This window comes from Vibrio sp. TRT 21S02 (assembly GCF_050113675.1).
In the GTDB taxonomy this organism is placed as follows: domain Bacteria; phylum Pseudomonadota; class Gammaproteobacteria; order Enterobacterales; family Vibrionaceae; genus Vibrio.
The window spans coordinates 170,319-192,657 of the sequence record NZ_JBNJOI010000009.1; the positions used below are offsets into that span (position 1 = coordinate 170,319).

Consider the following 22,339-nt stretch of genomic DNA (forward strand, 5'->3'; position numbering starts at 1 on the left):
AATTAGATACATAGCGCGCAATTATTTTTTTGTACTAGCCAACATGCGAAATGTTAATTTTGTAAATAGTATAGGAGAGAATAACGATATTCCCCAGTGAGCATAGCCATCGAAAGTACTAGACCAAAGTTTTATATGAGAAACTAGTTGAGTATGATGTAATCCTGACTTGTGTAACCAAAAATTCTATGAGGACACCATGCTCCACCGAATATTCATCACCCTACTCACCCTGCTCACATTCAACGCATATTCAGCTCCAACACCAGATGCACTGTTTTCCACCATAAACGAACGTTTAAGTTTTATGGAGGATGTCGCTTTGTATAAAGCAAATCATGGTAAAGCGATTGAGGATATCAAACGTGAAGAAGTGGTGATTGAAAATGCAAGTATCGCTGCAGAAAAAGTTGGCTTGGATAAACAAAGTGTTGTCGGCTTCTTTCAAGCACAAATCTCGGCAGCTAAAGCAATTCAGTATCGTTACCGCGCAGATTTACTGACATCACCAGAAACTCGTACTCCACGTGACTTACAAACGGTAGTGAGGCCCGAGCTCATCAAACTAGGTAAGCAAATTAACCATGAATTGGCTGACTTTCTAAAACAAGGCGGCAAGCTTACTGCGCAGGATAACGCCAAGTTTTCTGCCACAATTCGCTCTCCCTATTTAACACAAGCCGATAAACAAGCCCTGTTTAACGCACTCACCCAGATTCAACTTCAATAACCTACCATTTGAGGTGCAAACTCAATCGTAGACAGAACAAATCTTTGAAGGCTGTGCCACACATTTGTCATAGTTAACTCGTTAAAATCAGTCAGAAATTGAACCTAAAGTGACAAGTTTACGCTTTAATTTTCTTATATATTTGGGGAGTCAATTATGACAAATAACTTGAAAGTTCGAGCCCTAGAACGCTCGGATCTACATTTCATTCATGATTTAAATAACAACCGAAATGTGATGACTTATTGGTTTGAAGAACCTTATGAATCTTATGGAGAGCTACAAGAGTTATACCAAAAGCACATTCATGATGATGCTGAGCGTCGCTTTGTTGTTGAAGCGCAAGATGGTGAACTGATCGGACTGGTCGAGTTAATCGAAATTAATTACATACACCGCAGTGCAGAATTTCAAATTATTATTGCACCTGAATTTCAAGGTCGGGGTTATGCAGAACAAGTCATCAACCACGCCCTTGACTATTCATTTAACATCTTAAATCTACACAAAATATATTTGTTGGTTGCCTTACAGAATGAGAAAGCACTGCACTTATATCAAAAATGCGGTTTTATAGAAGAAGCGAACTTGGTCGAAGAATATTTTATTAACGGCAAATACCATGATGTAAAACGTATGTATATTTTGCAGAATCAATATCAAAATAACGCTGCTGAATAGTCCGAAAACCTTAATAATACCATCGCATTGGGTGGCATTAAGCTGATGGACATATGGAAAGATATCCGCATTAATTTGTCAATTAGTCACAATACTGCTCTTCTGGCGGCAATACATTAGTGAAAACACCATCAAGTAAACTCTCATATGCGAGGTAAGCCATCGCACGGTCAAACGTGTTATAAGTTAGGTCAGCTAAGTGCTTAGATGTTGCAACCCGATCGTCAATCGACATACCTACATACACTTTGCATGCAATAACTTCGTTGTACATATTGGCGATGGCTGCTGCCTTATCAACATTGGCATAAGTAAAATTACTAAAGTCATGATAGAGATTTTCTTGCTGATATCGTGCGTCTTGCTTGAGTGCTTTACGAACTGGTTCAGAAACGTTCAAAGCATTCAAAACAGCCTCAATGTCATCTCGAATACCATTTACGTTTTCATCGACTCCCGTCAGCAAATCACTCCGATCAAAATGGAGCTCAAAATACTCGAGTAATAAAGAAAACTGATCACGAACATTCTCTTGCTGTTCCAGTTTTAATGCTAAATCCGGCGTTATTCTTGGCGGGAGAGGAGCAATCCCTTCGGAGGAAGATTGGGATTCACCACAACCGACAATGGATAAAAGAGCAATAGTACTGTGTAACCATTTTTTCATGATCAATTAACATCGCATATTTAATGTAAATTAAATCATATCGTTTGATTCACATGTTGAATAATTAGAAATATGCATATGCCGATAAATGGTAGGCATATCATAGCTAGTCCAAATGTTGCTTCTTGCTTAATTTTCGCCCTATTTGTAATAGCCCGCTTACATTCCCGCGCAACACTTACAAACCTGATTGAATTTGTAACCTTCAACTTAATAAAGGCTCTTAAACTCTCAGCTAACTCTTTGCTCCCCCATGGAAGAGCCCCCTTTTACCCTAACAATTTATGAGAGTAACTTATGAGTTTCCTACAAAATACCATGACCAAAGCACAGGTGCTGGGTAAGGCCTTGATGCTCCCCATCGCCATGCTGCCCGCAGCGGGTTTGCTGCTCGCATTTGGTTTTCAGTTGCAATGGCCGTTAATGCAAATGGCTGGGCAAGTCCTATTTGACAACTTACATCTACTTTTCTGTATTGGTGTTGCTGTCGGATTAACCAAAGATTCTGGTACCGCTGCACTTGCTGCGGTTGCCGGTTTCTTAGTGATGCATATGACCATAGGCTTAAGCTACGGGATCACGGATGAAATGGTCGCCAATTCACAGGCTTATGTAAAAGTGCTTGGGATTAACTCCATGCAAATGGGACCACTAGGCGGTATGATCATGGGCTTACTTGGCGCATACATGTATAACCGTTTTTATAGCATTCAATTGCCTGAGTTTCTGGGTTTCTTTGCTGGTAAACGCTTCGTTCCGATTGTGACGGCATTCTCTGCTTTCTTCCTTGGTTTGCTAGTTCCATACTTCTGGGGTTATGTTCAAGAAGGTATTGCAGCGGCTTCAACGACACTCAGCCAAGGTAACATGTACATTTCTACCTTCTTCTATGGGTTTATGGAGCGTGCGTTAATTCCTGTTGGCTTACACCACATCTTCTACAATCCATACTGGTATACCTTCTTTGAATACACAGCAACCAACGGCGATGTGGTTAATGGTGCACATACAATATGGTTCCGCATGTTTGCTGATGGTGTTCATTCATTTGAAGGTGGCGGCTACAGCAATGCCGGTGCGTATCTATCGGGTAACTTTGCTATCTATATGTTTGCCTTCCCTGCGGCTTGTTTGGCGATGTATCAAGAAGCGCACACAAAGAACAAGAAAATTGCGGCGGGTTTACTCGGTTCTGCGGCACTAACGTCGTTTGTCACAGGGATCACAGAGCCTGTAGAATTCGCTTTCGTCTTTACTGCACCGCTACTCTACATTTTTAACGCTATTATGGCTGGTGTCTCTTACACCGTAACGTTTGCTCTTGATATGCAAATGGGTAAAACCTTCTCTGCTGGTATCATTGATTACGTTGTATTTGGTGTTCTTCCTGGTTTGCAAGGTTACGAGACCAACTGGGTGAACCTATTCCTATGGGGCCCTATTAACGCGGCTATTTACTACACCGTTTTCCGAGTTGTTATTCGTAAGTTTGATTACCAGACCGTTGGACGTGAACACGAAGCAACAGCTGAAATCACATTGAGTGATGAAGAACTTGCAACAGAAATTCTTCACCACATTGGGGGTCGTGGCAACCTAACTTCGATTGGTTCTTGCATTACTAGATTGCGTTTAGAAGTACGAGATACCAGCTTGGTTAACGACGTTGAAATCAAGAAACTGGGTGCCCGCGGTGTGGTAAAAGTGGGTAGCAATGGTGTTCAAATCATTTTGGGTGCTAAAGCTCAGTTCATTGCCAATATCCTAGAGCAATCTTGTGGTGAGCTCGCCACGGCATAAATACGAGAAAGCCCCTTATGAGGGGCTTTCATTCAACGTCATTTACAAAAGGAAGCATCATGGAACATGTCCTACAACGCCCTCCTCTCTTGGTGAGATGGCTCAAAGGTGAATTACCATTGTGGAAAGCCGTTTTTGTTCTACAACTCTTCGGCAGTTACACCTTATTGTTTATGCTGGAGCAGAGCAAATGGCTACTCCCAGATCATATTAGCGTCACGCTCAAAATAATCACACTTCCCCTTTTCGCACTTTTCAGTTCTATATGTGTATTTCAATCCGCTCCAGATTTTAAAACCACCATTCGCGGTACATTAGCAAAATGCTGGGCTATTACATATGTTCTGTGGGCTTTGTGGGTCACACATGGGCTCTATTTGTTTCTTACAAGCTAAGCTTCAAAAGCTAATACGACAGTATGCCATACAAAAAATTTTAAAATATTGGAACTATCCGTCCAGTAGTCAGTCTCACTGGCTGACAATTATATTAGCCGTCATCAGACTAAAAGACAGATGAATACAAGCCGACAAAGACATAGGTTTACCAAATGGTCCCTCGCATTAGTGTGGTGGGTTATTTGCGTCTGTCTAGCGAATAACATCGGCTTGTTGAACGCCTGTCCGGTGAAATACCAAGACGACAATCAAGTTATCCAACAAGTCTTGCAAAATGATGACCAAGTAACCAACAACACCGATATTGCAGACAAATGCAGTTTGTCAGAGCATTTAATTAACTTTGACCAACATCAGGTGGCGGACCATGCGCTGATCATGCAAATTCTTGCATTGGTGCTGATCTTATGGCTGCTTTCTACTTCAGAATATCGACCCTCACCCACAACCCCAACCCTCTATAAAGGTAGGCGGCTTCATCTTCAATTGTGTGTCTTTAGAGAATAAATCGACGTTTGTTTACACCAACATTCGAAATATTTATCTTTAAGGAACACATACATGTACATAACGAAAACGTATTCACGTTTAGTCAGTCTATGGCTATTCGCGATACTTTGTGCCTTGAGTGTATTCAGCGTTCAAGCAGAAACACTCACTACTGGTTGGTTACAAAACCCGAACCATCCACCGATAGAGACTCGCTTTGTCGTAACAGGACAAGTGAACAAAGCAAACAAAACCTTAGCCGGCTACTTGGAAGTTCGTCTCACTGGCGATTGGAAAACCTATTGGCGTAGCCCAGGTGAAGGCGGCATTGCGCCGAGTATGGTTTGGGAAAACTCAAAAAACATTGAGAATATTGACTGGCATTGGCCCTATCCTCAACGATTTGAGATGCTGGGGTTAGAAACTCTGGGTTATAAGAAAGACGTTATTTTCCCGCTCACGCTTCACGTGGAAGATCTCGATCAACCCGTTGAGTTAAATTCAAAATTAACGCTTTCCTCATGCACAACCATTTGTGTATTGACCGATTATCCGATTCAGTTGTCGTTCATTCCTAACGATCTCATGGTCTCAGATGAAGCAATGCGCACATACGCGCAAGGTATGAGCTTAGTTCCTAAAGCTTCAGCTTTGATTAATAAAGTGACAACGGGTTGGGATAAGACAAAAAACCAACTACAAGTTACCGCAACCAAAAGTATGGGTTGGACAAACCCTGATGTTCTGGTTGATGGTCCGTCAGAGCAGATGCAAGATGCAAACTTCTCTCGCCCACAAATTGAGATAAACGGAGACACTCTCACAGCAACTTATGACGTGAGTAGTTGGATGGGAACTCCCGATCTAACCGATGAAACGATCTTAGTAACGTTAAAGGATAATGATTTCACTGCAGAACAAACAACAACCGCTATAGCTAAAACCATTGCCAGCCAATCAGGACAAACATCCCTAGTACATATGGTTTTGTTTGCACTCTTTGGCGGTTTAATCCTTAACGTGATGCCATGTGTCTTCCCTGTTTTAGGCATGAAGCTCAGTGGTATTGTTGCTGCTCAAGGGCTTGAGAAAAAACAAGTTCGATTGCAGTTTCTCGCTTCCGCTGGTGGGATCATTAGCTCTTTCTGGTTAATTGCTACATTTCTTGCTGTATTAAAAATTTCGGGTAGTGCCATCGGTTGGGGAATTCAATTCCAAAGTGGCTGGTTTATTGGCCTCATGTTTTTGATCACCGCATTATTTGGCGCAAACATGCTTGGTCTTTTCGAAATCCGGTTGTCGTCTGATACCAATACTTGGATGGCAACAAAAGGTGATAATTCTTACTACGGTCACTTCACCCAAGGTATGTTCGCAACACTGCTTGCAACACCGTGCTCTGCACCTTTCCTTGGTACGGCTGTTGCCTTTGCTCTAGCTACAAACATACCTACCATGTTTGGCATTTTCACCGCTCTCGCTATTGGTATGGCTTTGCCATGGATCGTGGTTTCCCTATTCCCCTCCATCGCACTTGCGTTACCTAAACCAGGGGCATGGATGAACCGTGTCAAATACCTATTTGGCGGCATGATGCTCATCACCAGCATATGGCTGTTCTATTTGCTATCGAATCATTTATCAATGCAATGGTTATATATACTAGCGATTGTTTCAGTCGGTGCTTTTTTAGTTCGTATGGTGCGAGTTCATGGATTGAAATCTGCGAGTATTGCAAGCTTGGTGCTCGTTGTGATCATTGGTTTCGCAACATACTCTTCCAACGCAACGTCAACAAAGGTACTGCCATCTGAGCCACAATGGCAACCCCTGTCTGTCGACGTGATTAATCAATATGTCAGTGAAGGAAAAGTCGTATTCGTTGATGTGACCGCCGATTGGTGCGTCACCTGCAAAGCCAATAAATTGGGTGTCTTATTGCAAGAACCGGTATATAGCACACTTACAAACGGTGACATTGTTGTCATGCAGGGAGATTGGACCGTTCCTAGCCAGACCATTACCTCATATCTACAAAGCCACGGTCGTTTTGGTGTGCCGTTTAATGTGGTTTATGGCCCTGGCGCACCAGATGGGATTAAGTTACCAGTAATCTTGACCAGCGACGCCGTTTTAGAAGCCATCAAAAAAGCAGGCGACGTATCTAATGGCTAAGTCAAAACGCCGTAAATCATGGACACGTGATGTCATCATTTATGCGCTACTGTCCATTGTGCTTGCGATCGCAGTTGATGTATGGCGAACAAAAGATATGCCTACGGAAAATGCGCCACCACTTAGTGGTATCACTCTGTCGGGGGAGTTTATTGACGCGATTGAAATGAGCAAAAATACACCTGTGATTGTCTATTTTTGGGCAACGTGGTGCGCTGCGTGCAAGTTCGTCACACCTACCATTGATTGGTTCAATCAATCATATCAAGTGATTGGAGTCAGCCTTAATTCCGGTGAGAACAGGCGTGTGTCGCGTTACATGGACGCCCACGATTATCAGTTCTCCAATATCAACGACGTAACTGGCGATATTTCAAAACAATGGGGAATTTTAGTCACCCCAACAATCATAATCATTGACAAGGGCGAAGTTAAAACCGTCACCACGGGTGTAACGACACCATGGGGCTTATTAGCTCGCCTTTGGTTAACAAAAATTTAAGATGGAAATCCAATGAAATTTAATTCAAAACTATTCGTTACTTTAATGGTAACAATGATGCTCTCTCCTGTTGTTTCTGCCATGACTGAACAGGAAAAACTAGATGATATTAATAAGATGCTAAAGGGAAACAGCGCAATTATTGATAGCCTTCACGAAAGTCTAGCCATGTATATAGTCCAGCAAAAAAAATTCGACCAAACATTGGTAGACAACCATGATTATATTTATAACAACCCAAACCTACCTTGGTTTGGTGCAAGCGAGCCAAAACTAACTATTGTTGTTCTCACTGATTTAAGTTGCCCATGGTGTAAAAAATTAGATCCAGTTCTTCAAAAAATCACTAAGGAGCACCCTGAAGAAGTCAAAGTTATTAATATATACGTTCCATTAAAAGAGCTTTCTAGCCCTTCAAACTCTTCAACATTTGCATTAAAAGTATGGAAGGAAAGACGTGACAAGTTTGAAGAAGTCAGCGAGATGTTGATGAGCAAACCGGGTATTCACAACTTACGTTCTATAATGAAAGTTGCAACAGCAAACAATGTTGCACAATACGTATCAACTGACGATGAAATGATAGAAATGGTAAAGAAAAACTACCAACTATTTATTGACTTAGGCATCCAAGGGACACCAGCAATGCTGATTGATGGTCAATTGATTCCCGGATATTTACCTTACGAAAAATTAGCACCTATGGTTGAAGAGAAACTTGCGAGTGAAGGATAAATAACATCGAATAATTGATAGCGTCTTATTTACTAAACAAACACAGATTACAGGCCAATACATCGGATTTCGCCCCGTTGAATATTAAATAAACAAAGCGGTGAAACGACTTATCACCGCTTTGTTTAAGACTAATCAGTTTCAAAATAAGATTTAATCTTATTTCTTAACCAAACATTTGATGGGCTTTTACGCTCTCGATTATGAGCCATTAAGCGGTAGCGAATAGGAATGGTGGTAAATGGCACATCCATAACTTGGATATCCAATTTATCAGCAAACAACTTGGCGATGCTCGCGGTCATTGTCGCAACACAATCACTGGTTGAAACCATCGACATTTGTGACAGTAACGACGTACATTCAGCAGCCACATCACGCTCTTCAATACGCTCTTTTGTAAAGTAATCAACGAGGTAAGCATCTTCTCTGCGTAACTTTAACGTAATATGCTTTTCTTTGTAATACTGCTCTTGAGATAGCCTCTTAGTCACTCTAGGGTGGCCATTTCGGGCAATCACACAAATCTCATCTTCAAACAGTGATTCAGTAAAAAACGAAGGGTTTGAATAACTGGCAAATTCGATCGCTAGATCAGCTTGATGTTGGTTAAGACCTTGGATCAGCATCTCTTCATTAGCGAGGGTCGGCTGTAACTCGATGCTGACATTACCTAAGCTCGTATCTGCCTCTATTTTCGGCAAAAGCATCAACATTACGGGCTCTGAGGTATACACTACAAACTTTCTTGGGTACTCAGTTGAAAAACCTTGAAGACTTTCCAATGCATTGCTGATCTGAACTAAAGCGGGTTCCACGTGGCGAACGAGCTCCTGTGCATGTTGAGTTGGTGCAATTCCCCGCCCTGCCCGCACAAACAATTGGCTACCTACTTGTTGTTGCAGGCGCTTAAGTAAACCACTGACGCCTGGCTGAGTTAGTCCCAACTCTTCTGCTGCAAGTGTGATTGATTGATGTCGATACACAGCGACAAAGACTTTAAGTAAATTTAAATCTAAATTGTTGAGCACGCTTTCCTCATACATAACAAATTGCGATGTGTTAAATACAGTTTCATGCATGTATTGATATGTGTCAACGGATTACATTAAGCACATACCCAATACCTAAGCCAAAGAGGTTCCGTATGAAAACTCGTTTTGTTCCTTCTGTTCTGTCGCTTGCGATCATTGTGTCCTTTAATGCCGTTGCGAACGATTACGCATCCATTGACACTTATGAAGGAAAACCCGCCTCTACACATACAAAACAAGCGAATGCCGCAGTGGCACGCATACTGCCATGGGAGGACACTTCTGCATTCCAACGTACTGCGCGTGGCCTCATTGCCGAGTTTGGTACCCACGAAGCCGGAGAGCTTAAAAACCGATTTGAATACATGACGGACATGTCTGTCGAAGACTTACCGGCTACAGTGAACCCATCTATCTGGCGTCAAGGCATGTTGAATTATGCCGCCGGTGGTTTATATGAAGTGACCGATGGTGTTTACCAAATTCGTGGCGCGGATCTCTCAAACATGACAATCTATCGCACAGACAATGGCTACGTGATTCATGATCCATTGTTGTCTCGTCAAGCTGCAGCCGCATCTTGGGAGTTTGCCAAACAACATTTAGCCGCGATCAACGGTGAACACAAAATTACAGGCATGATCTATTCCCACATGCATGCAGACCACTTTGGAGGCTCACGTGGGATATATGAATCTGGCGATTTTGCTAAAGATGCCCCCATTCTCGCACCAAAAGACTTCATTAAAGAGCTTGCTGATGAAAACGTGATCGCTGGTACCGCAATGGGCCGCCGCGCCAATTATCAATATGGAACAACACTGGATAACAACACCAAAGGTATCGTAGATAGCGCCCTTGGACTTGGGACATCTCGTGGTGAAGTAACATTAGTGGCACCAACAGAAGAGATTCAAAGCCGCGAGAAAGTGTTTGAAATCGACGGTCTCAAATTCCACGCGATTAACATGCCGGGGGCAGAAGCACCCGCAGAGATCGTACTCTACGTACCCAAATACCGTTCACTCAATACTGCTGAGCTGACCTACGATGGCATGCACAACATCTATACCTTCCGTGGCGCAAAAGTACGTGATGCTCTCGTGTGGACGAAATATCTTACCGAATTGAAAATGCGCTTTGTCGATAGCGGACTCGTTGACAATATTCACGCGGCCCATTCAGCCCCGGTTTGGAACGATGCTGGCACTGAGATCAACGAGATTTCCCAATACATGACGTTACAACGAGACAACTATGGCTTTATTCATAACCAAGCGATGCGCTTAGCCAATCATGGCGTAACCATCCACGATGTTGGGCGCGAGATTGAGAAAATTGTCCCACAATCTCAAATCGATACGTGGCATACCAATGGCTACCACGGTTCATACAGTCACAATGCCCGCGCAGTCGTAAATCTGTACCTTGGTTACCATGATATGAATCCGGTTAACACTAACCCGCTTCAAACCACAGAAAAATCGTGCATTTATGTCAACGCCGCAGGAGCAGATACATTGTACAACGCAGGTATGAAGCATTTTAATAAAGGCGAATATCAAGAGGCATCACAACTGTTTAATGACTTAGTGCAATGTGCACCTAGCAATATCAAATACCGTTTTGCTTTGGCTGACAGTTTTGAGCAACAAGGTTATCAATCCGAAACAATGGCGTGGCGCAATAGCTACTTACAAGGGGCTGTCGAGCTACGTACCGGTGACATTCAGCCATCCATCAAACTGGCTTCATCCGATGTGATCGCGAATACACCAACAGGCATGTTTTTGGATTTTATCGCTGTTAGCTTAAATGCGCCAAAAGCAGAAGCTGCACAACTTGATTTTAACTTTGGCGTCTACCACCCAGATTTGAACGAGCATTACTATGGTGAAGTATCGAACGCGAACATGGCGAATATCCAAGTGGATACGCTGCCAAAGGTTGATTTTGAGTTAGTCATTAACAAAACGGACTTCACTAAAGTTGTGCTTGGTGAAACAACCTTGGAAGCGTTGTTTGAGTCCGGTCGCGCCAGTGTAAAAGGCAACGCATCACTGCTGGATAAACTGGCTGGCACATTGGATGAGTTTGACGGATTGTTCGACATTCTCCCGATGCCAAATAAATAACGAACAGCAAATAAAGCCTCACATCATTGTGAGGCTTTTTAGTTGAAAATCTTTAATGACTTCAAATCTCAAAATAGCTAGAAGCCAAACGAACGATGACATTAGTACTTTGAGATCAAGCCAACTCGCCTGCCCCTTGGATTGAGCGCTCACTGTTTTCAACAAGGAATACAGTCGCAGTTTGCTTCAAAGCATTCCACTCAGAATCTTCAACGAAAATACCTTCTTGCCACGACGTTCTTTGCGCTTGGCTCAGTTCGTCTCCTTCAATGTGAATTGCGTAACCCTGAGAACTCGCTTCAATATCGTAATCATTGACTGACAGTTCAATCGTCATTTTGTGGAAATCTGTGTCGTGGCTTTTTAGTTGATCAGAAAAGAACACCTCTGGTGCAATACGGCCACGGTTTAGCACATACAAAGTACGTTTAGGACTGGTTCCATTTACCCATTGTGCACGACACGCTATTCCTTTGGCCGAGAGTCTGACTAATTCACTAAACGCTAACCAACGGTTGTGGCATTGCTTCAGCGTGATGGTGACAGATTTACTATTGACCATTTTCTCCAATGCAAAATCCAATACCGCAGGCAAATGACATGCGATACTGCCATTATGCAGTTCTACTTCAATAGCCGAATCCGTGTTGCCAGTGATGGTTACTGCGCAGTCAGAGTCCAAATTGAGAAACAGACTAGCATTGTTGAAATGACGTACACCGTGCAAACCCACCATTTGCAGATCCGCAACCATATTGGCGATCACATCGGCTTCACCACAGTGACGACGCATACCCAAAAACGCTTTGTTTACCGCTGCAACCAGTTCATTGTGAGAGACGATCATTGTGCATAACCTCCATCGATTTTTTGATTATCGCTTTGCGCGATTTCCTCGCGCTCCGGCATGGTTGGGAAAATCCAAGTGTCGGTGTAATTGGGGTCGTTAATCTCATCCAGCAACGGAGCGCCTTGGAAGAAAGTCACACGAACCCAACGGTCTGATCGCGGATCAAACTTAGTGGCACCAAAGATGGCCAACTTACAACGAAGTAGATGCATTGGCAGTGCATCTTCTCGTAGCACATTCATTTGAATATCGCCCATTTCGCGATTGCCAAGCGTCCATACGCGACGAGTGATCGCACGATATTGCGGATGTTGCAGTAAGAACTCAGCCAACGAGGTGCCCGGTTGACACTTATTGAGTGCATGGTAAAGACGATTTACCTGCCGCCCAATGTCGAGTGGCAACTCACGATCTTCGCCAATTTCTTCTCCACGAACACCGAGCCTTGGCTCTTCTTTATCTTGCGAACGATACCAGAACCAATAGTTGTTCTCTGGTAACGAGTAATCTGCATCGATAGACCAACGGTATTTGCTTTCTAGTGTTTGTAGAATATCTTGAACACGCTTGCCTGCTGGAATGGAAAGTGACTCATTGGTGTTCATTTGGTTTTCAAATTCATCAGTCAAAGATGGGTAAAGTTCGATCAAACATGACATTAGGATTTCTTGGGCTTCCAAACTCATTGAGTTGGTTTGTTCGATTACGCTCGCCCAGTTTGAATGTTTCGCGATCAATACATTCAAATTGATTTTCAGCGCTTGGATGTCTTCTATCGCTTGATGATTGAGTTGATCTTGATGTTCGTTAATGGTGATAACTTGCTCTAGATGGCGCTGTGCTTTGGCAAGTAACGTTTGTAATGCTTGCTCTTGCTTCGCTTCACATGACATGGCTAACACGCTCGCGACAGCACGTTCACGTGACGTCATCCATTGATCGACAATGCATGGATGATTGATTAAGTAAGGTGCCATACCTAGGCCTGTTGCGTTACCAACACCAAGGTAACGCTGCAGACCTTTGTGAAGTCTAATGGCTCTGTCTCCACCTTGTTGCTGAGCCAGATAATGCACCCAATCCAAGCTGAATTCGCGAAGCATGTACACCGCGCACATTTGTGCACTGAACGACTGATTGAAATCTGAATTGTTTTCTAGCAGCTTAAAATCTGCAATGCCAAACTTTCCATTGCCATAAACGGCGGTAGTTCTTAGGATATAACCAACCTCTGCCAGCTCCGCAGGCTCTGGTTGCGTACCTTTAGCAAGAGCATTCACGATATGTTCAAACACACGAACACTCTTATTCGCACGAGCAAGTACAAGCACTTTGTTTGGGTTACGCCCAGCTTCCTGCAAAGGAACATTGACTCGAAGTTGCTCTAGCAGTTCGACGTTCACATCACCTTTTACCAAAGCAAAGGTTACGTCCCATTTCTCGGCGATCACTCGGTCATTACGCTCTTCATCGGCAATTTCATCACAGAACACAACCAGATGGTAAATGTGTTCCGGTGTCGCTAATTTGTATATCACGTAACCAAAGCCACGTGGACACAACTGCCATTCATGTTTGCTTACTTGCCACTTTTGGTTTGCCATTTTTCGGATCAAGCTTCGCACAAAGCTGATTCGATTTTGGTGCATAGCCCCTAGCCTGTCTGGCGCCATTACAATTGCAGCATTGCGGAGTGTAGCTTTGGTATAAGTAGAACGATGTGCATCCATTTTGCTCACCACCTATTTTTATTGTAAGAATTTAGACTTGTGCGGATGCAGGAAAATTCACCCGCACAAGCTCCACGTTATTGGTTATTTGAGCCAGTTATAGCCCTTGTTCTTTGGCCATCTTGATGGCAATTTGCGGCGCATTCCAAAGTGACGGTAACAAGATCAGGGACACTGGAACTGCGGTTATCACAATGAAGGACTGCAAGGCTGAAACACCACCAGACCCAAGCGAAATTAGAATTAATGCTGTTACACCCATCGCTACACCCCAGAAGGTGCGAATAATGGCATTAGGTTCTGTCTCGCCACTGATCACGACACTAATGGTGTAGGTCATCGAGTCACCTGTAGTAACGATGAAGATAGTGGTTAGGATCAGGAATAAAATGGACACCAACATTGGTAACGGTAATTGTTGTGTCACAGCGAGAAGTGCTCCGGGTAAATTGAAGCCTTCAAATGCGGTACTCACACTACCCGGGTTAGCGATTTCAAACGCGAGACCTGAGCCACCGACAATGGTGAACCAGAAGCAGGTTGTAAGCGGTGCAACAATGCTGATCGTGGTAATGATCTGTCGAATACTACGGCCACGAGAAATGCGGGCAATAAAGATTGCCATCATTGGCCCGTAGCCTAGAAACCAGCCCCAAAAGAATACTGTCCACCAACTTAACCAGCCTTCATCGCCACGGTAGGTTGCCATTGGGATGAAGTTATCCAGCATGGTACCCACGCCCTGAATGTAACCATTAAAAATAAAGTCTGTTGGGCCAAACAGCAGGATGTAAACCATCAGCGCAAGTGCGAGAATCACGTTATAGCGACTCAGCATTTGCATCCCGCGGTTCAAGCCACTCAGAGCCGAGATTGTATAAAGTACGATAGCGAATAAGATGATGATCAGTTGTGTCGTGAAGCCATCAGGGACATCAAACAAAGCATTTAACGCATAGCTAACCTGCAGCCCTAAGAAGCCAATTGGACCAATCGTTCCCGCGGCTACCGCAATGATGCAACATGCATCAATCAACGCACCAGTTTGGCCTTTTAGCGCTCGCTCACCCAGCACTGGATAAAGCAAGATGCGAGGTTTTAACGGCAGCCCTTTATCGTAATGTAAATGCATGACCACGATAGACGTTAAGCTGCCAACGATTGCCCACGCTAAAAAACCCCAGTGCATAAACGACTGTGACAACGCGTTAATGGCACCTTGCTGAGGATTGTCTTGCGGACCATACAAAGGAGGAGGACTCACGTAGTGCGCGATAGGCTCTGCCGCCGCCCAAAATACGCCGCCGCCAGCTAAAAGCGTACAGAAGATGATTGCCATCCAACGGAAACCATTCATTTCTGGCTTTGCGGTTCCGCCTAAAATCACCTTACCTGTTCGCCCTGCCGCCAAACCAAGACCAATAAGAAAAGTGAGAAGAAGCAGTATCTGCCAATATGGACCAAATACTTTTACTGACCAGGCAAACCCCGAGTTAACAAGGGTTGATAACAGGTCACCATCGTAAAGCGCGATAGCTACGAATAAGGCGATGAAACCACCGCTATACCAAAGTGCCGGATTACTTAACCCTAACTTATCCGGTGAATTTTCCGTTGCAGAAGTGTCGTTGTGTTTTGCTTGGTGCTTCTTTGATGACACGCTCATCGTTGAAGCTTTCATGCTATTGGTTAGATCAGACATACTCTGACTCCAGAGGTTTATTGCAGCTGCCATAACGGCTACAAAAAGTGACTTTAACACCCACCTTGTTATTGTGTTTTTAGCGGGCTATTCCATGTTTATTCGGGTTACGACCTAGCTCGCCTCCAGCCCTTCTTTAAGGAAGTTAAACCAGTTCTCACCCAGGATTTTTCCTGCCTCGGATTCACTGAATCCATGACGCATTAAGCCGTTGTAAATGTTCTCCATCCCTTTGCTGCCACTAAACCAAGGCAAAGCATCAGGCCACCCCGCATTACTGGCGGAGCCTTCACCATAGTCCATTGCTTTGGACCAACGACCGTTGCGCATCCACTCAAGCACTTGTTGTGGTTGGTTTAAACAAAGATCACTGCCGATGCCTAAATGATCCACACCGAACTGATCGGCAGTTTTCGCGACCATTTGGCAGAAATCTTCTAGCGCGCATTGGCTTCCGTTTGGAAGATGGAATGGGTAAAGACTAAAGCCAATCAAGCCGCCACGTTCGGTGAGCGCTTTAATGACCTTGTTCGATTTGTTGCGCAGAGCATCATGAGCAAACGTTGGGTTCGCGTGACTAATACAAATGGGACGTGAAGAAAGGTCAATCGCTTCCAACGTTGAGCGCTCTGCACTGTGGGACATATCGATGATCATCCCGACACGGTTCATCTCTTCGATGGCTTGTTTACCAAAACGCGTGACACCAGAGTCGTTCTGCTCATAGCACCCTGTTGCCAGCAAACTTTGGTTGTTGTACGTCAATTGCATAATCAGCAAACCTTGGCGACGCATAACTTCAATTAAGCCGATTTCATCGTCAATTGGAGAGCAGTTCTGTGCACCAAAAAAGACGCCAACCTTGCCCTCAACCTTTGCTTTCTCGACGTCAGCCATCGAGTAAATAGGTATGATCAGGTCTGCATTTTGCTCGAATCTCAGGTTCCATTCAGCAAAGCGAGTTAGGGTCTCGCGTGCATTTTCATGATAAGCAATCGTCGCATGCACAGCCGTAATACCGCTCGCCTTCAGCGTTTGGAAGTATTCTCGGTCCCAATTGCAGTACTGCAATCCATCAATCACAATCCGTTGTTGGTACATAACCACTCCTTAAACGTTAATGAGCCTTTAAGGTTGGGCAGCGGAATCCTCGGCTGCCCTATTTCACTTAATAAGGACGTTGATAAGCGGTTTTCACCACGGTGTAGAACTCTTTTGCGTATTGACCTTGCTCGCGTGGACCAAAGCTCGACTCTTTACGACCGCCAAACGGCACGTGGTAATCCGTTCCTGCGGTTGGTAGATTGACCATGACACAACCAGTTTGAGCTTGTTGTTTGAAGATGGCGCTATTACGGAGGCTTTGTGTAATGATGCCGCCCGTCAAGCCAAAGCGAGTATCGTTTGCTACTGCAATGGCTTCATCCAAGCCAGAAACTCGAATCACGCTTGCCATTGGCGCAAACACTTCTTCTTGGTTCACTTCCCAACTGTTTTGCGTATTGAGGAAAAGGGTTGGCGACATATAGAAGCCGTCATGTTCTAAATTCAAACGCTCACCGCCGAATGCCAGCTCCGCACCACTTTGACGTGCTTTCTCAATCCATTCAAAGTTGGCATTCAATTGGTTTCCATCCACAACAGGTCCCATGAAAACGCCTTCTTCTAAAGCGTGACCGACTTTAAGCTCGCTCATACGTTTAATCAGCGCTTCTACGTACGCATCGTGAATTCCATCCATGACGACTAAGCGAGAAGACGCGGTACACTTCTGACCTGCGCCAGAGAAAGATCCTGCAATGGTCGCTTCAACGGCGATTTGAATGTCAGCATCATCGGCAACCACTAGTGCGTTTTTGCTGCCCATTTCTAACTGGCAGCGAACAAAATTCGGTGCTGTTGCTGCCGCGACTTTGCGTCCGGTATCCACAGAGCCAGTAAAGCTCACGCCATTTACGTCTTTCGAGTTGATAAGCGTGTTACCCACTTGGGAGCCACTGCCCAGAACAAGGTTGAATGTGCCTGCAGGTAAGCCTTGACGATGGATAATCTCTGTCAGTGCAACGGCACTTGCTGGCGTTAGGTTTGCAGGTTTCCAAATGACGCTATTGCCGAAAGCAAGCGCTGGCGCGATTTTCCACGCGGCAGTAGCAGTTGGGAAATTCCAAGGAGAGATAATGGCGATAACGCCAACTGCTTCGCGAGTTACCTCAACGGAGACGCCTGGACGGACAGAAGCCGCGTTATCGCCAATTTGGCGCAGCACTTCAGCTGCAAAGTATTGGAAGAATTGACCTGCGCGGTAGATCTCACCACGACCTTCAGCAAATGGCTTACCTTCTTCACGTGAAAGCAGCGTGCCAAGCTCATCGCAGCGTGCGATGAGCTCATCACCAATCGCCTGCAACACCGCTTGTTTGCGTTCAATCGGCGTGTTTTCCCACTCTGGTTGTGCGGCTTTCGCAGCTTGAATCGCTTGTTCTACTTGCCCCTCACTCGCCTGAGCAAAATCACCTAAATTTTCACCGATGTCTGAAGGGTTAATATTCGCAATCGTGTTGACGCCTGATTGCCATTCACCTGCAATGTAAAGAGATCTCTCTGCTTGAACATTATTAATAAAAGTCATTGCTCTATCCTTATTCTTCCGACGTCTGGTCATTTGCACCAGTTCATTAATCTCACTTATAAAGCCCTGCGATAAAGCCCTGCGATTAAGCTATTCTCTACTCCGGCTGACTTGCAGATGCGTACACCACAAACTCCACTAACATCTCTTCACGGGCTAGTCCTGCAACAACCATGGCTGCGCGATTTGGATAAGGCGCTTTGAAATATTCCGCGTAGACTTGGTTAACCGTTTTTAGATATTCACGATCCGTCACGTAGATCAGGACTTGTAGAACCGAGTCAAGTGACTCGCCCGCGCACTCAAGGGTGTGAATTAAATTATTAAAAGTTTGACGAGTTTGCGCTTCGATACCGCCTTCCACGACAGCACCAGTATCATCAATCGGGATTTGCGCGGTGTATAAAGTGCCATTGTTGACGATTGCCCATTCCAGCGGCGCTTTAGAGGCAAATAATGCCGTTTTTACTGGGTATTTTTTTGTAGAACTGTTCACGTGCTCGTTAACCTTTGTAATAACCTTGTTTCAATTTGGTTAAATACTGCACATTGACAGGCGATAAATCGAACGGTAAATTTCTTACATTTGATAAGAAAAACTTATCACTTTTATGAAAGCTCGATAAATGAAGGGATTAGAGAGGCTTCTCCATGAAGATCAAACTGCAACAATTAAACAATTTTGTGATGGTGGTCGAGGAAGGTGGTTTTCGAGCAGCCTCACATAGAGCAAACCGTTCACAAGCCGCACTATCAACGTCAATCAAAGAACTGGAAAAAATCCTTGGCCAATCCCTATTTGAATCAGGCAACAAATCCAAGCTCACGCCATTTGGTGAAATCTGTTTACCTAAGATTGTGCAGTTCCTAAATATTTACGATGCATTGGATAACGACCTAAGAGCAGCAGCAGCCGGGCAACAGGGCCGCGTACGTATCGCAAGTGTCCCTTCGGTTGCCGCCAAGCTCATTCCGAGCGTATTAGGCGCATTCTGTGAACAATTCCCAAACGTTGAGGTGAGTTTAATTGATGATAATGCTGCCGGCGTTGAAGCAAGATTGTTATCAGGAGAGGTAGATTTAGCACTAGGCAACGCTTCTCAACTAGATGAAGGGGGGATTGAGTTCACACCTTTACTCTCTGATCCCATTGGCGTGGTGTGTTTAAAAGATAACCCTATCGCGAGTCATCCAGAAGGGGTGGAATGGCAAACGTTACTTGAGCAACCTTTTATCCGAAATGGTACGTGCACCCTACTCGACCCTACTCCAGCACGCACCTTAAGTGAACAAGCTTTATACTCTGTCGAAAACATTACGTCCTTGTTCTCAGTGCTAGAACTAGGAATCGGCGTGACTACGTTACCAAAGTTGGCATTCCCAACGAATGAAACGCGCTTAGTTTGGATTCCACTCATCGACCCACCTTTAGAGCGACAAATTGGTATTTTCACCTTATCCGACCGAACAATTTCCCCACAGGCTAAGGCCTTTCACGACCTGTGTATACAATACTTAAACTATAATGACGATAATGCTTAATCATACTCACCAATTTAATTTCCAGATTCATAGGAGACCAGTTATCAAAAACAGAAACGCTTAGTAGCCTACATATTTCATAAGTCGTTACATAAGCCAGCGTATTAAAGCTTTACATCTGACGCGAAGCATTGAACACTTCCACTCGAAGTAAAATACAGCCTACACAGTAGAATTAGTAAAAAGTATGAACAACAAGACCACAAAAAAGTCGAATCCCCTATTCGAGATCCTCTTTAACGTAATTATCCCATCTATCATTTTGATGAAACTCAGTGGAGATGAGCACCTAGGCACCGCCATGGCACTGGTCGTCGCTTTACTCTTTCCTATCGTTTACGGTGGCATGGATCTTATCCGTAATAAGAAATTTAACTTTATCTCCGCACTCGGCTTTATTAGTGTGCTACTAACAGGCGGTATTGGCTTATTAGAACTCGATACCCGCTGGTTAGCGCTGAAAGAAGCATTGATCCCTGGCTTAATTGGTTTAGCTGTTTTAGGTTCAACATTTACTCGCTACCCATTGATGCAAAAGATGGTCTTAAACGACACCGTGCTAAACCTATCTTTGATCACTGAGCGTTTAAAAGAGAATGGAAAATCTGAAGCGTTTGAGCGCTGCCTAATGTCGTCTAACTACCTATTCGCAAGTACTTTCGCGTTTTCTTCAGCAATGAACTACTTTCTAGCGACTTGGATTGTGACCAGCCCTGCTGGGACACCAGCATTCAATGAGGAGTTAGGCAAGTTAACGTTGTACAGCTACCCTATTATCGCTATTCCAAGCATGCTGATGATGTTTGGTATCTTTTACTATGTTTGGCGTCAGATCCGCGCCATGACCTCTCTTGAGACAGAACAAATTTTCCATATGAAATAAAAAACAAAGCCCGCTTTTTGCGGGCTTTGTTTTAAATTTTATAGATAGAAGCTCACTCAATTTAGTGAGTTAAACGCTATCGCTGAGCATTGATAAAACGTTCAGCTCGTGCAAACAACATATCACACTGTTTTTTCTGTTTGATATATTCAGGAGAGCCTACTTCCAGTGATTCTAGGATTTCATTCGCTTTTTGGTGTTCAGCAACCATCTGGGCGAACTTCTCTTCGAAATCACTTTTTCGCATTTTTTTATTAGATTTTCTTACCGGTTTACGCATAATCCCGCCTCTTACTATCAAAGGTCTAAATACTTATTCTGTTCATGCTTTAACAGAATATTTTCAATCTTTCGTCTCTTTGGTGCCGTCGTTGATCACTCATTTGACTGGCTAATATCAAAAGCGCACATTTATTTTTCGGCCAAATAAAAAACGATAGAAAAAAGTCTATTAATCTGAGTAATGTAGGACGACTCAATACGTCGCGGTTCAGCTATGAATGATGGGAAGTCAGAAAGAATCGTTATGATGCTGCAATGTCCTACTGGCTCATCGGATCATATAACTGTGTACGGAATAAGAAACTAAAGAGATCTCAACATAACTAGGGAGATGAGATCTCTTCAAATTAATTAAGCTACAGTAACGTTTGCAGCTTGCGGGCCTTTGCCACCCTGCTCTACGTTGAATGCTACTTTTTGGCCTTCAGCCAGCGTTTTGAAACCATCTGATTCAATTGCTCTGAAGTGAACAAAAACATCAGCACCACCGTTATCTGGTGTGATAAAACCGAAGCCTTTTGTTTCGTTAAACCATTTTACTGAACCAGTTGTCTTATTTGACATATATACCTCGAAAACATCGATAATTTAAAAAATGAAGCTACTAAATCAGGAATGAAGAAAAAGTTATCTCAGGACAATATGACGAAGTGATTCGAAAGAAAACTGTGAAGATCTTGAACTAAATATTTCATTAATAGCTCGGCTTTTAGAGCTGGAGCTACTATACACCTTGTGTAAAGAATAGATAGCTATTTCTAACTTTATTTTAAATTCATACAAAAACTAACCGTTTACCCCTCTTTTTTTGCCTACGTATGGACATTTAAATGGGATATGCAAACGCATGCTTCATCCACCATGCGAATGTATTTGTGATATAAAACCACGTAATACCTTGCTAGCATACTTATACTAGAAGAAACGAAAAAAACAAAAGGATGAACTATGTTAAGCGTGAAAGAAGAGCACTATTGTTCACAATGCTCAACCAAGACCACACATATCGTGGTTCTGGTGCGTGAGGAGCCGAAGCAAAACAAAGTTCAAGACTTTTTAAATGGCTTTATTAAAAGTGCTGCTGTAGGTGCATTCGAAAGTGCCATGGACGATTTTTCACGCCACAGTATATGTGAGCAGTGCGGTAAGAAAACAGTGAATGACAATCTTACCTAGTCACAACACCATTCAGCCCCCTCAATGGAACAAGAATACGCCCTAGCAAAGTTTGTGATAGACAAAAACAACAAAGCCCGCTTATTAAGCGGGCTTTGCGTTTGTTCATAAAGAACGAAATTTGGTGGGTCCGGGCGAACTCGAATCGCCGACCCCTACCATGTCAAGGTAGTACTCTAACCAACTGAGCTACGGACCC

Annotated in this window: 21 protein-coding genes and 1 tRNA gene; 11 read left to right on the top strand and 11 right to left on the bottom strand. The window is 43.8% G+C overall.

The features are described from left to right. The first annotated feature begins 199 nt into the window (after positions 1–199). Positions 200–730 (top strand): chorismate mutase, encoded by a 531-nt coding sequence (locus tag ACQEXU_RS13770; protein ID WP_427011251.1) that lies wholly within the window; start codon positions 200–202, stop codon positions 728–730. 156 nt (positions 731–886) lie between these two features. Then, positions 887–1,411 carry a spermidine N1-acetyltransferase gene (speG, locus tag ACQEXU_RS13775; RefSeq protein WP_427011252.1) on the top strand — a complete coding sequence of 175 codons (525 nt, stop codon included), beginning with the start codon at positions 887–889 and terminating at the stop codon, positions 1,409–1,411. 82 nt (positions 1,412–1,493) lie between these two features. Here speG and ACQEXU_RS13780 read toward each other — a convergent pair whose 3' ends face one another. Beyond that, entirely contained in the window at positions 1,494–2,078 is a 585-nt protein-coding gene (locus tag ACQEXU_RS13780) for a chromosome partitioning protein ParA (RefSeq protein WP_427011253.1), read from the bottom strand. A gap of 297 nt (positions 2,079–2,375) precedes the next feature. On the opposite strand from ACQEXU_RS13780, the gene ACQEXU_RS13785 reads away from it, so the two are divergent. The 5 genes from ACQEXU_RS13785 to ACQEXU_RS13805 all read left to right on the top strand — a co-directional run bounded on the left by ACQEXU_RS13785 (position 2,376) and on the right by ACQEXU_RS13805 (position 8,177). Further along, complete coding sequence (locus tag ACQEXU_RS13785) at positions 2,376–3,878, top strand: PTS transporter subunit EIIC (protein WP_427011254.1); 1,503 nt, start codon at positions 2,376–2,378, stop codon at positions 3,876–3,878. A gap of 515 nt (positions 3,879–4,393) precedes the next feature. Beyond that, positions 4,394–4,783 (top strand): copper resistance protein, encoded by a 390-nt coding sequence (locus ACQEXU_RS13790; protein WP_427011255.1) that lies wholly within the window; start codon positions 4,394–4,396, stop codon positions 4,781–4,783. 54 nt (positions 4,784–4,837) lie between these two features. Beyond that, on the top strand, positions 4,838–6,940 hold the full coding sequence (locus ACQEXU_RS13795) for a protein-disulfide reductase DsbD family protein (protein ID WP_427011256.1): 2,103 nt from the start codon (positions 4,838–4,840) through the stop codon (positions 6,938–6,940). Next, positions 6,933–7,442, top strand: a complete 510-nt coding sequence (locus tag ACQEXU_RS13800) for a protein disulfide oxidoreductase (RefSeq protein WP_427011257.1) — start codon at positions 6,933–6,935, stop codon at positions 7,440–7,442. Before ACQEXU_RS13795 ends, ACQEXU_RS13800 begins: the two co-directional genes overlap by 8 nt. Positions 7,443–7,454: 12 nt before the next feature. Continuing rightward, the gene (locus tag ACQEXU_RS13805) at positions 7,455–8,177 is read left to right on the top strand and encodes a DsbA family protein (RefSeq protein WP_427011258.1); all 723 of its coding nucleotides are present in this window, start codon (positions 7,455–7,457) and stop codon (positions 8,175–8,177) included. Between the two features lie 131 nt (positions 8,178–8,308). Here the strand turns inward: ACQEXU_RS13805 and ACQEXU_RS13810 are convergent, their stop codons facing one another. Continuing rightward, on the bottom strand, positions 8,309–9,208 hold the full coding sequence (locus tag ACQEXU_RS13810) for a LysR family transcriptional regulator (RefSeq protein ID WP_427011259.1): 900 nt from the start codon (positions 9,206–9,208) through the stop codon (positions 8,309–8,311). Between the two features lie 116 nt (positions 9,209–9,324). Here ACQEXU_RS13810 and ACQEXU_RS13815 point away from each other — a divergent pair, with 116 nt between their 5' ends. Next, positions 9,325–11,346 (top strand): alkyl/aryl-sulfatase, encoded by a 2,022-nt coding sequence (locus tag ACQEXU_RS13815; protein ID WP_427011260.1) that lies wholly within the window; start codon positions 9,325–9,327, stop codon positions 11,344–11,346. 115 nt (positions 11,347–11,461) lie between these two features. Here the strand turns inward: ACQEXU_RS13815 and ACQEXU_RS13820 are convergent, their stop codons facing one another. From ACQEXU_RS13820 to ACQEXU_RS13845, 6 genes are all read right to left on the bottom strand, one after another. Continuing rightward, complete coding sequence (locus tag ACQEXU_RS13820) at positions 11,462–12,193, bottom strand: DUF3726 domain-containing protein (RefSeq protein WP_427011261.1); 732 nt, start codon at positions 12,191–12,193, stop codon at positions 11,462–11,464. After that, positions 12,190–13,926, bottom strand: coding sequence for a hypothetical protein (locus ACQEXU_RS13825; protein WP_427011262.1), 1,737 nt, complete (start codon positions 13,924–13,926; stop codon positions 12,190–12,192). The genes ACQEXU_RS13820 and ACQEXU_RS13825 overlap by 4 nt, the downstream gene beginning before the upstream one ends. A gap of 97 nt (positions 13,927–14,023) precedes the next feature. Further along, positions 14,024–15,592 (bottom strand): BCCT family transporter, encoded by a 1,569-nt coding sequence (locus tag ACQEXU_RS13830; protein WP_427011266.1) that lies wholly within the window; start codon positions 15,590–15,592, stop codon positions 14,024–14,026. Positions 15,593–15,742: 150 nt separating this feature from the next. Next, positions 15,743–16,729 (bottom strand): membrane dipeptidase, encoded by a 987-nt coding sequence (locus ACQEXU_RS13835; protein ID WP_427011263.1) that lies wholly within the window; start codon positions 16,727–16,729, stop codon positions 15,743–15,745. Positions 16,730–16,796: 67 nt separating this feature from the next. After that, the gene (locus tag ACQEXU_RS13840; RefSeq protein ID WP_427011264.1) at positions 16,797–18,257 is read right to left on the bottom strand and encodes an aldehyde dehydrogenase family protein; all 1,461 of its coding nucleotides are present in this window, start codon (positions 18,255–18,257) and stop codon (positions 16,797–16,799) included. Positions 18,258–18,354: 97 nt separating this feature from the next. Beyond that, entirely contained in the window at positions 18,355–18,753 is a 399-nt protein-coding gene (locus tag ACQEXU_RS13845) for a RidA family protein (protein ID WP_427011265.1), read from the bottom strand. Positions 18,754–18,908: 155 nt separating this feature from the next. Here ACQEXU_RS13845 and ACQEXU_RS13850 point away from each other — a divergent pair, with 155 nt between their 5' ends. Then, complete coding sequence (locus ACQEXU_RS13850) at positions 18,909–19,799, top strand: LysR family transcriptional regulator (RefSeq protein WP_367989026.1); 891 nt, start codon at positions 18,909–18,911, stop codon at positions 19,797–19,799. Between the two features lie 187 nt (positions 19,800–19,986). Continuing rightward, the gene (locus ACQEXU_RS13855; protein ID WP_367989025.1) at positions 19,987–20,682 is read left to right on the top strand and encodes a VC0807 family protein; all 696 of its coding nucleotides are present in this window, start codon (positions 19,987–19,989) and stop codon (positions 20,680–20,682) included. A gap of 76 nt (positions 20,683–20,758) precedes the next feature. On the opposite strand, the gene ACQEXU_RS13860 is transcribed toward ACQEXU_RS13855, so the two are convergent. After that, positions 20,759–20,962, bottom strand: a complete 204-nt coding sequence (locus tag ACQEXU_RS13860) for a hypothetical protein (protein ID WP_367989024.1) — start codon at positions 20,960–20,962, stop codon at positions 20,759–20,761. 353 nt (positions 20,963–21,315) lie between these two features. Beyond that, positions 21,316–21,528, bottom strand: a complete 213-nt coding sequence (gene cspE, locus ACQEXU_RS13865) for a transcription antiterminator/RNA stability regulator CspE (protein WP_367989023.1) — start codon at positions 21,526–21,528, stop codon at positions 21,316–21,318. A 384-nt stretch (positions 21,529–21,912) separates the two neighbouring features. On the opposite strand from cspE, the gene ACQEXU_RS13870 reads away from it, so the two are divergent. After that, a complete protein-coding gene (locus tag ACQEXU_RS13870) occupies positions 21,913–22,140 on the top strand; it encodes a hypothetical protein (protein WP_367989022.1) in 228 nt (75 codons plus the stop codon). Between the two features lie 122 nt (positions 22,141–22,262). Here ACQEXU_RS13870 and ACQEXU_RS13875 read toward each other — a convergent pair. Continuing rightward, a tRNA-Val gene (locus ACQEXU_RS13875) sits at positions 22,263–22,339 on the bottom strand.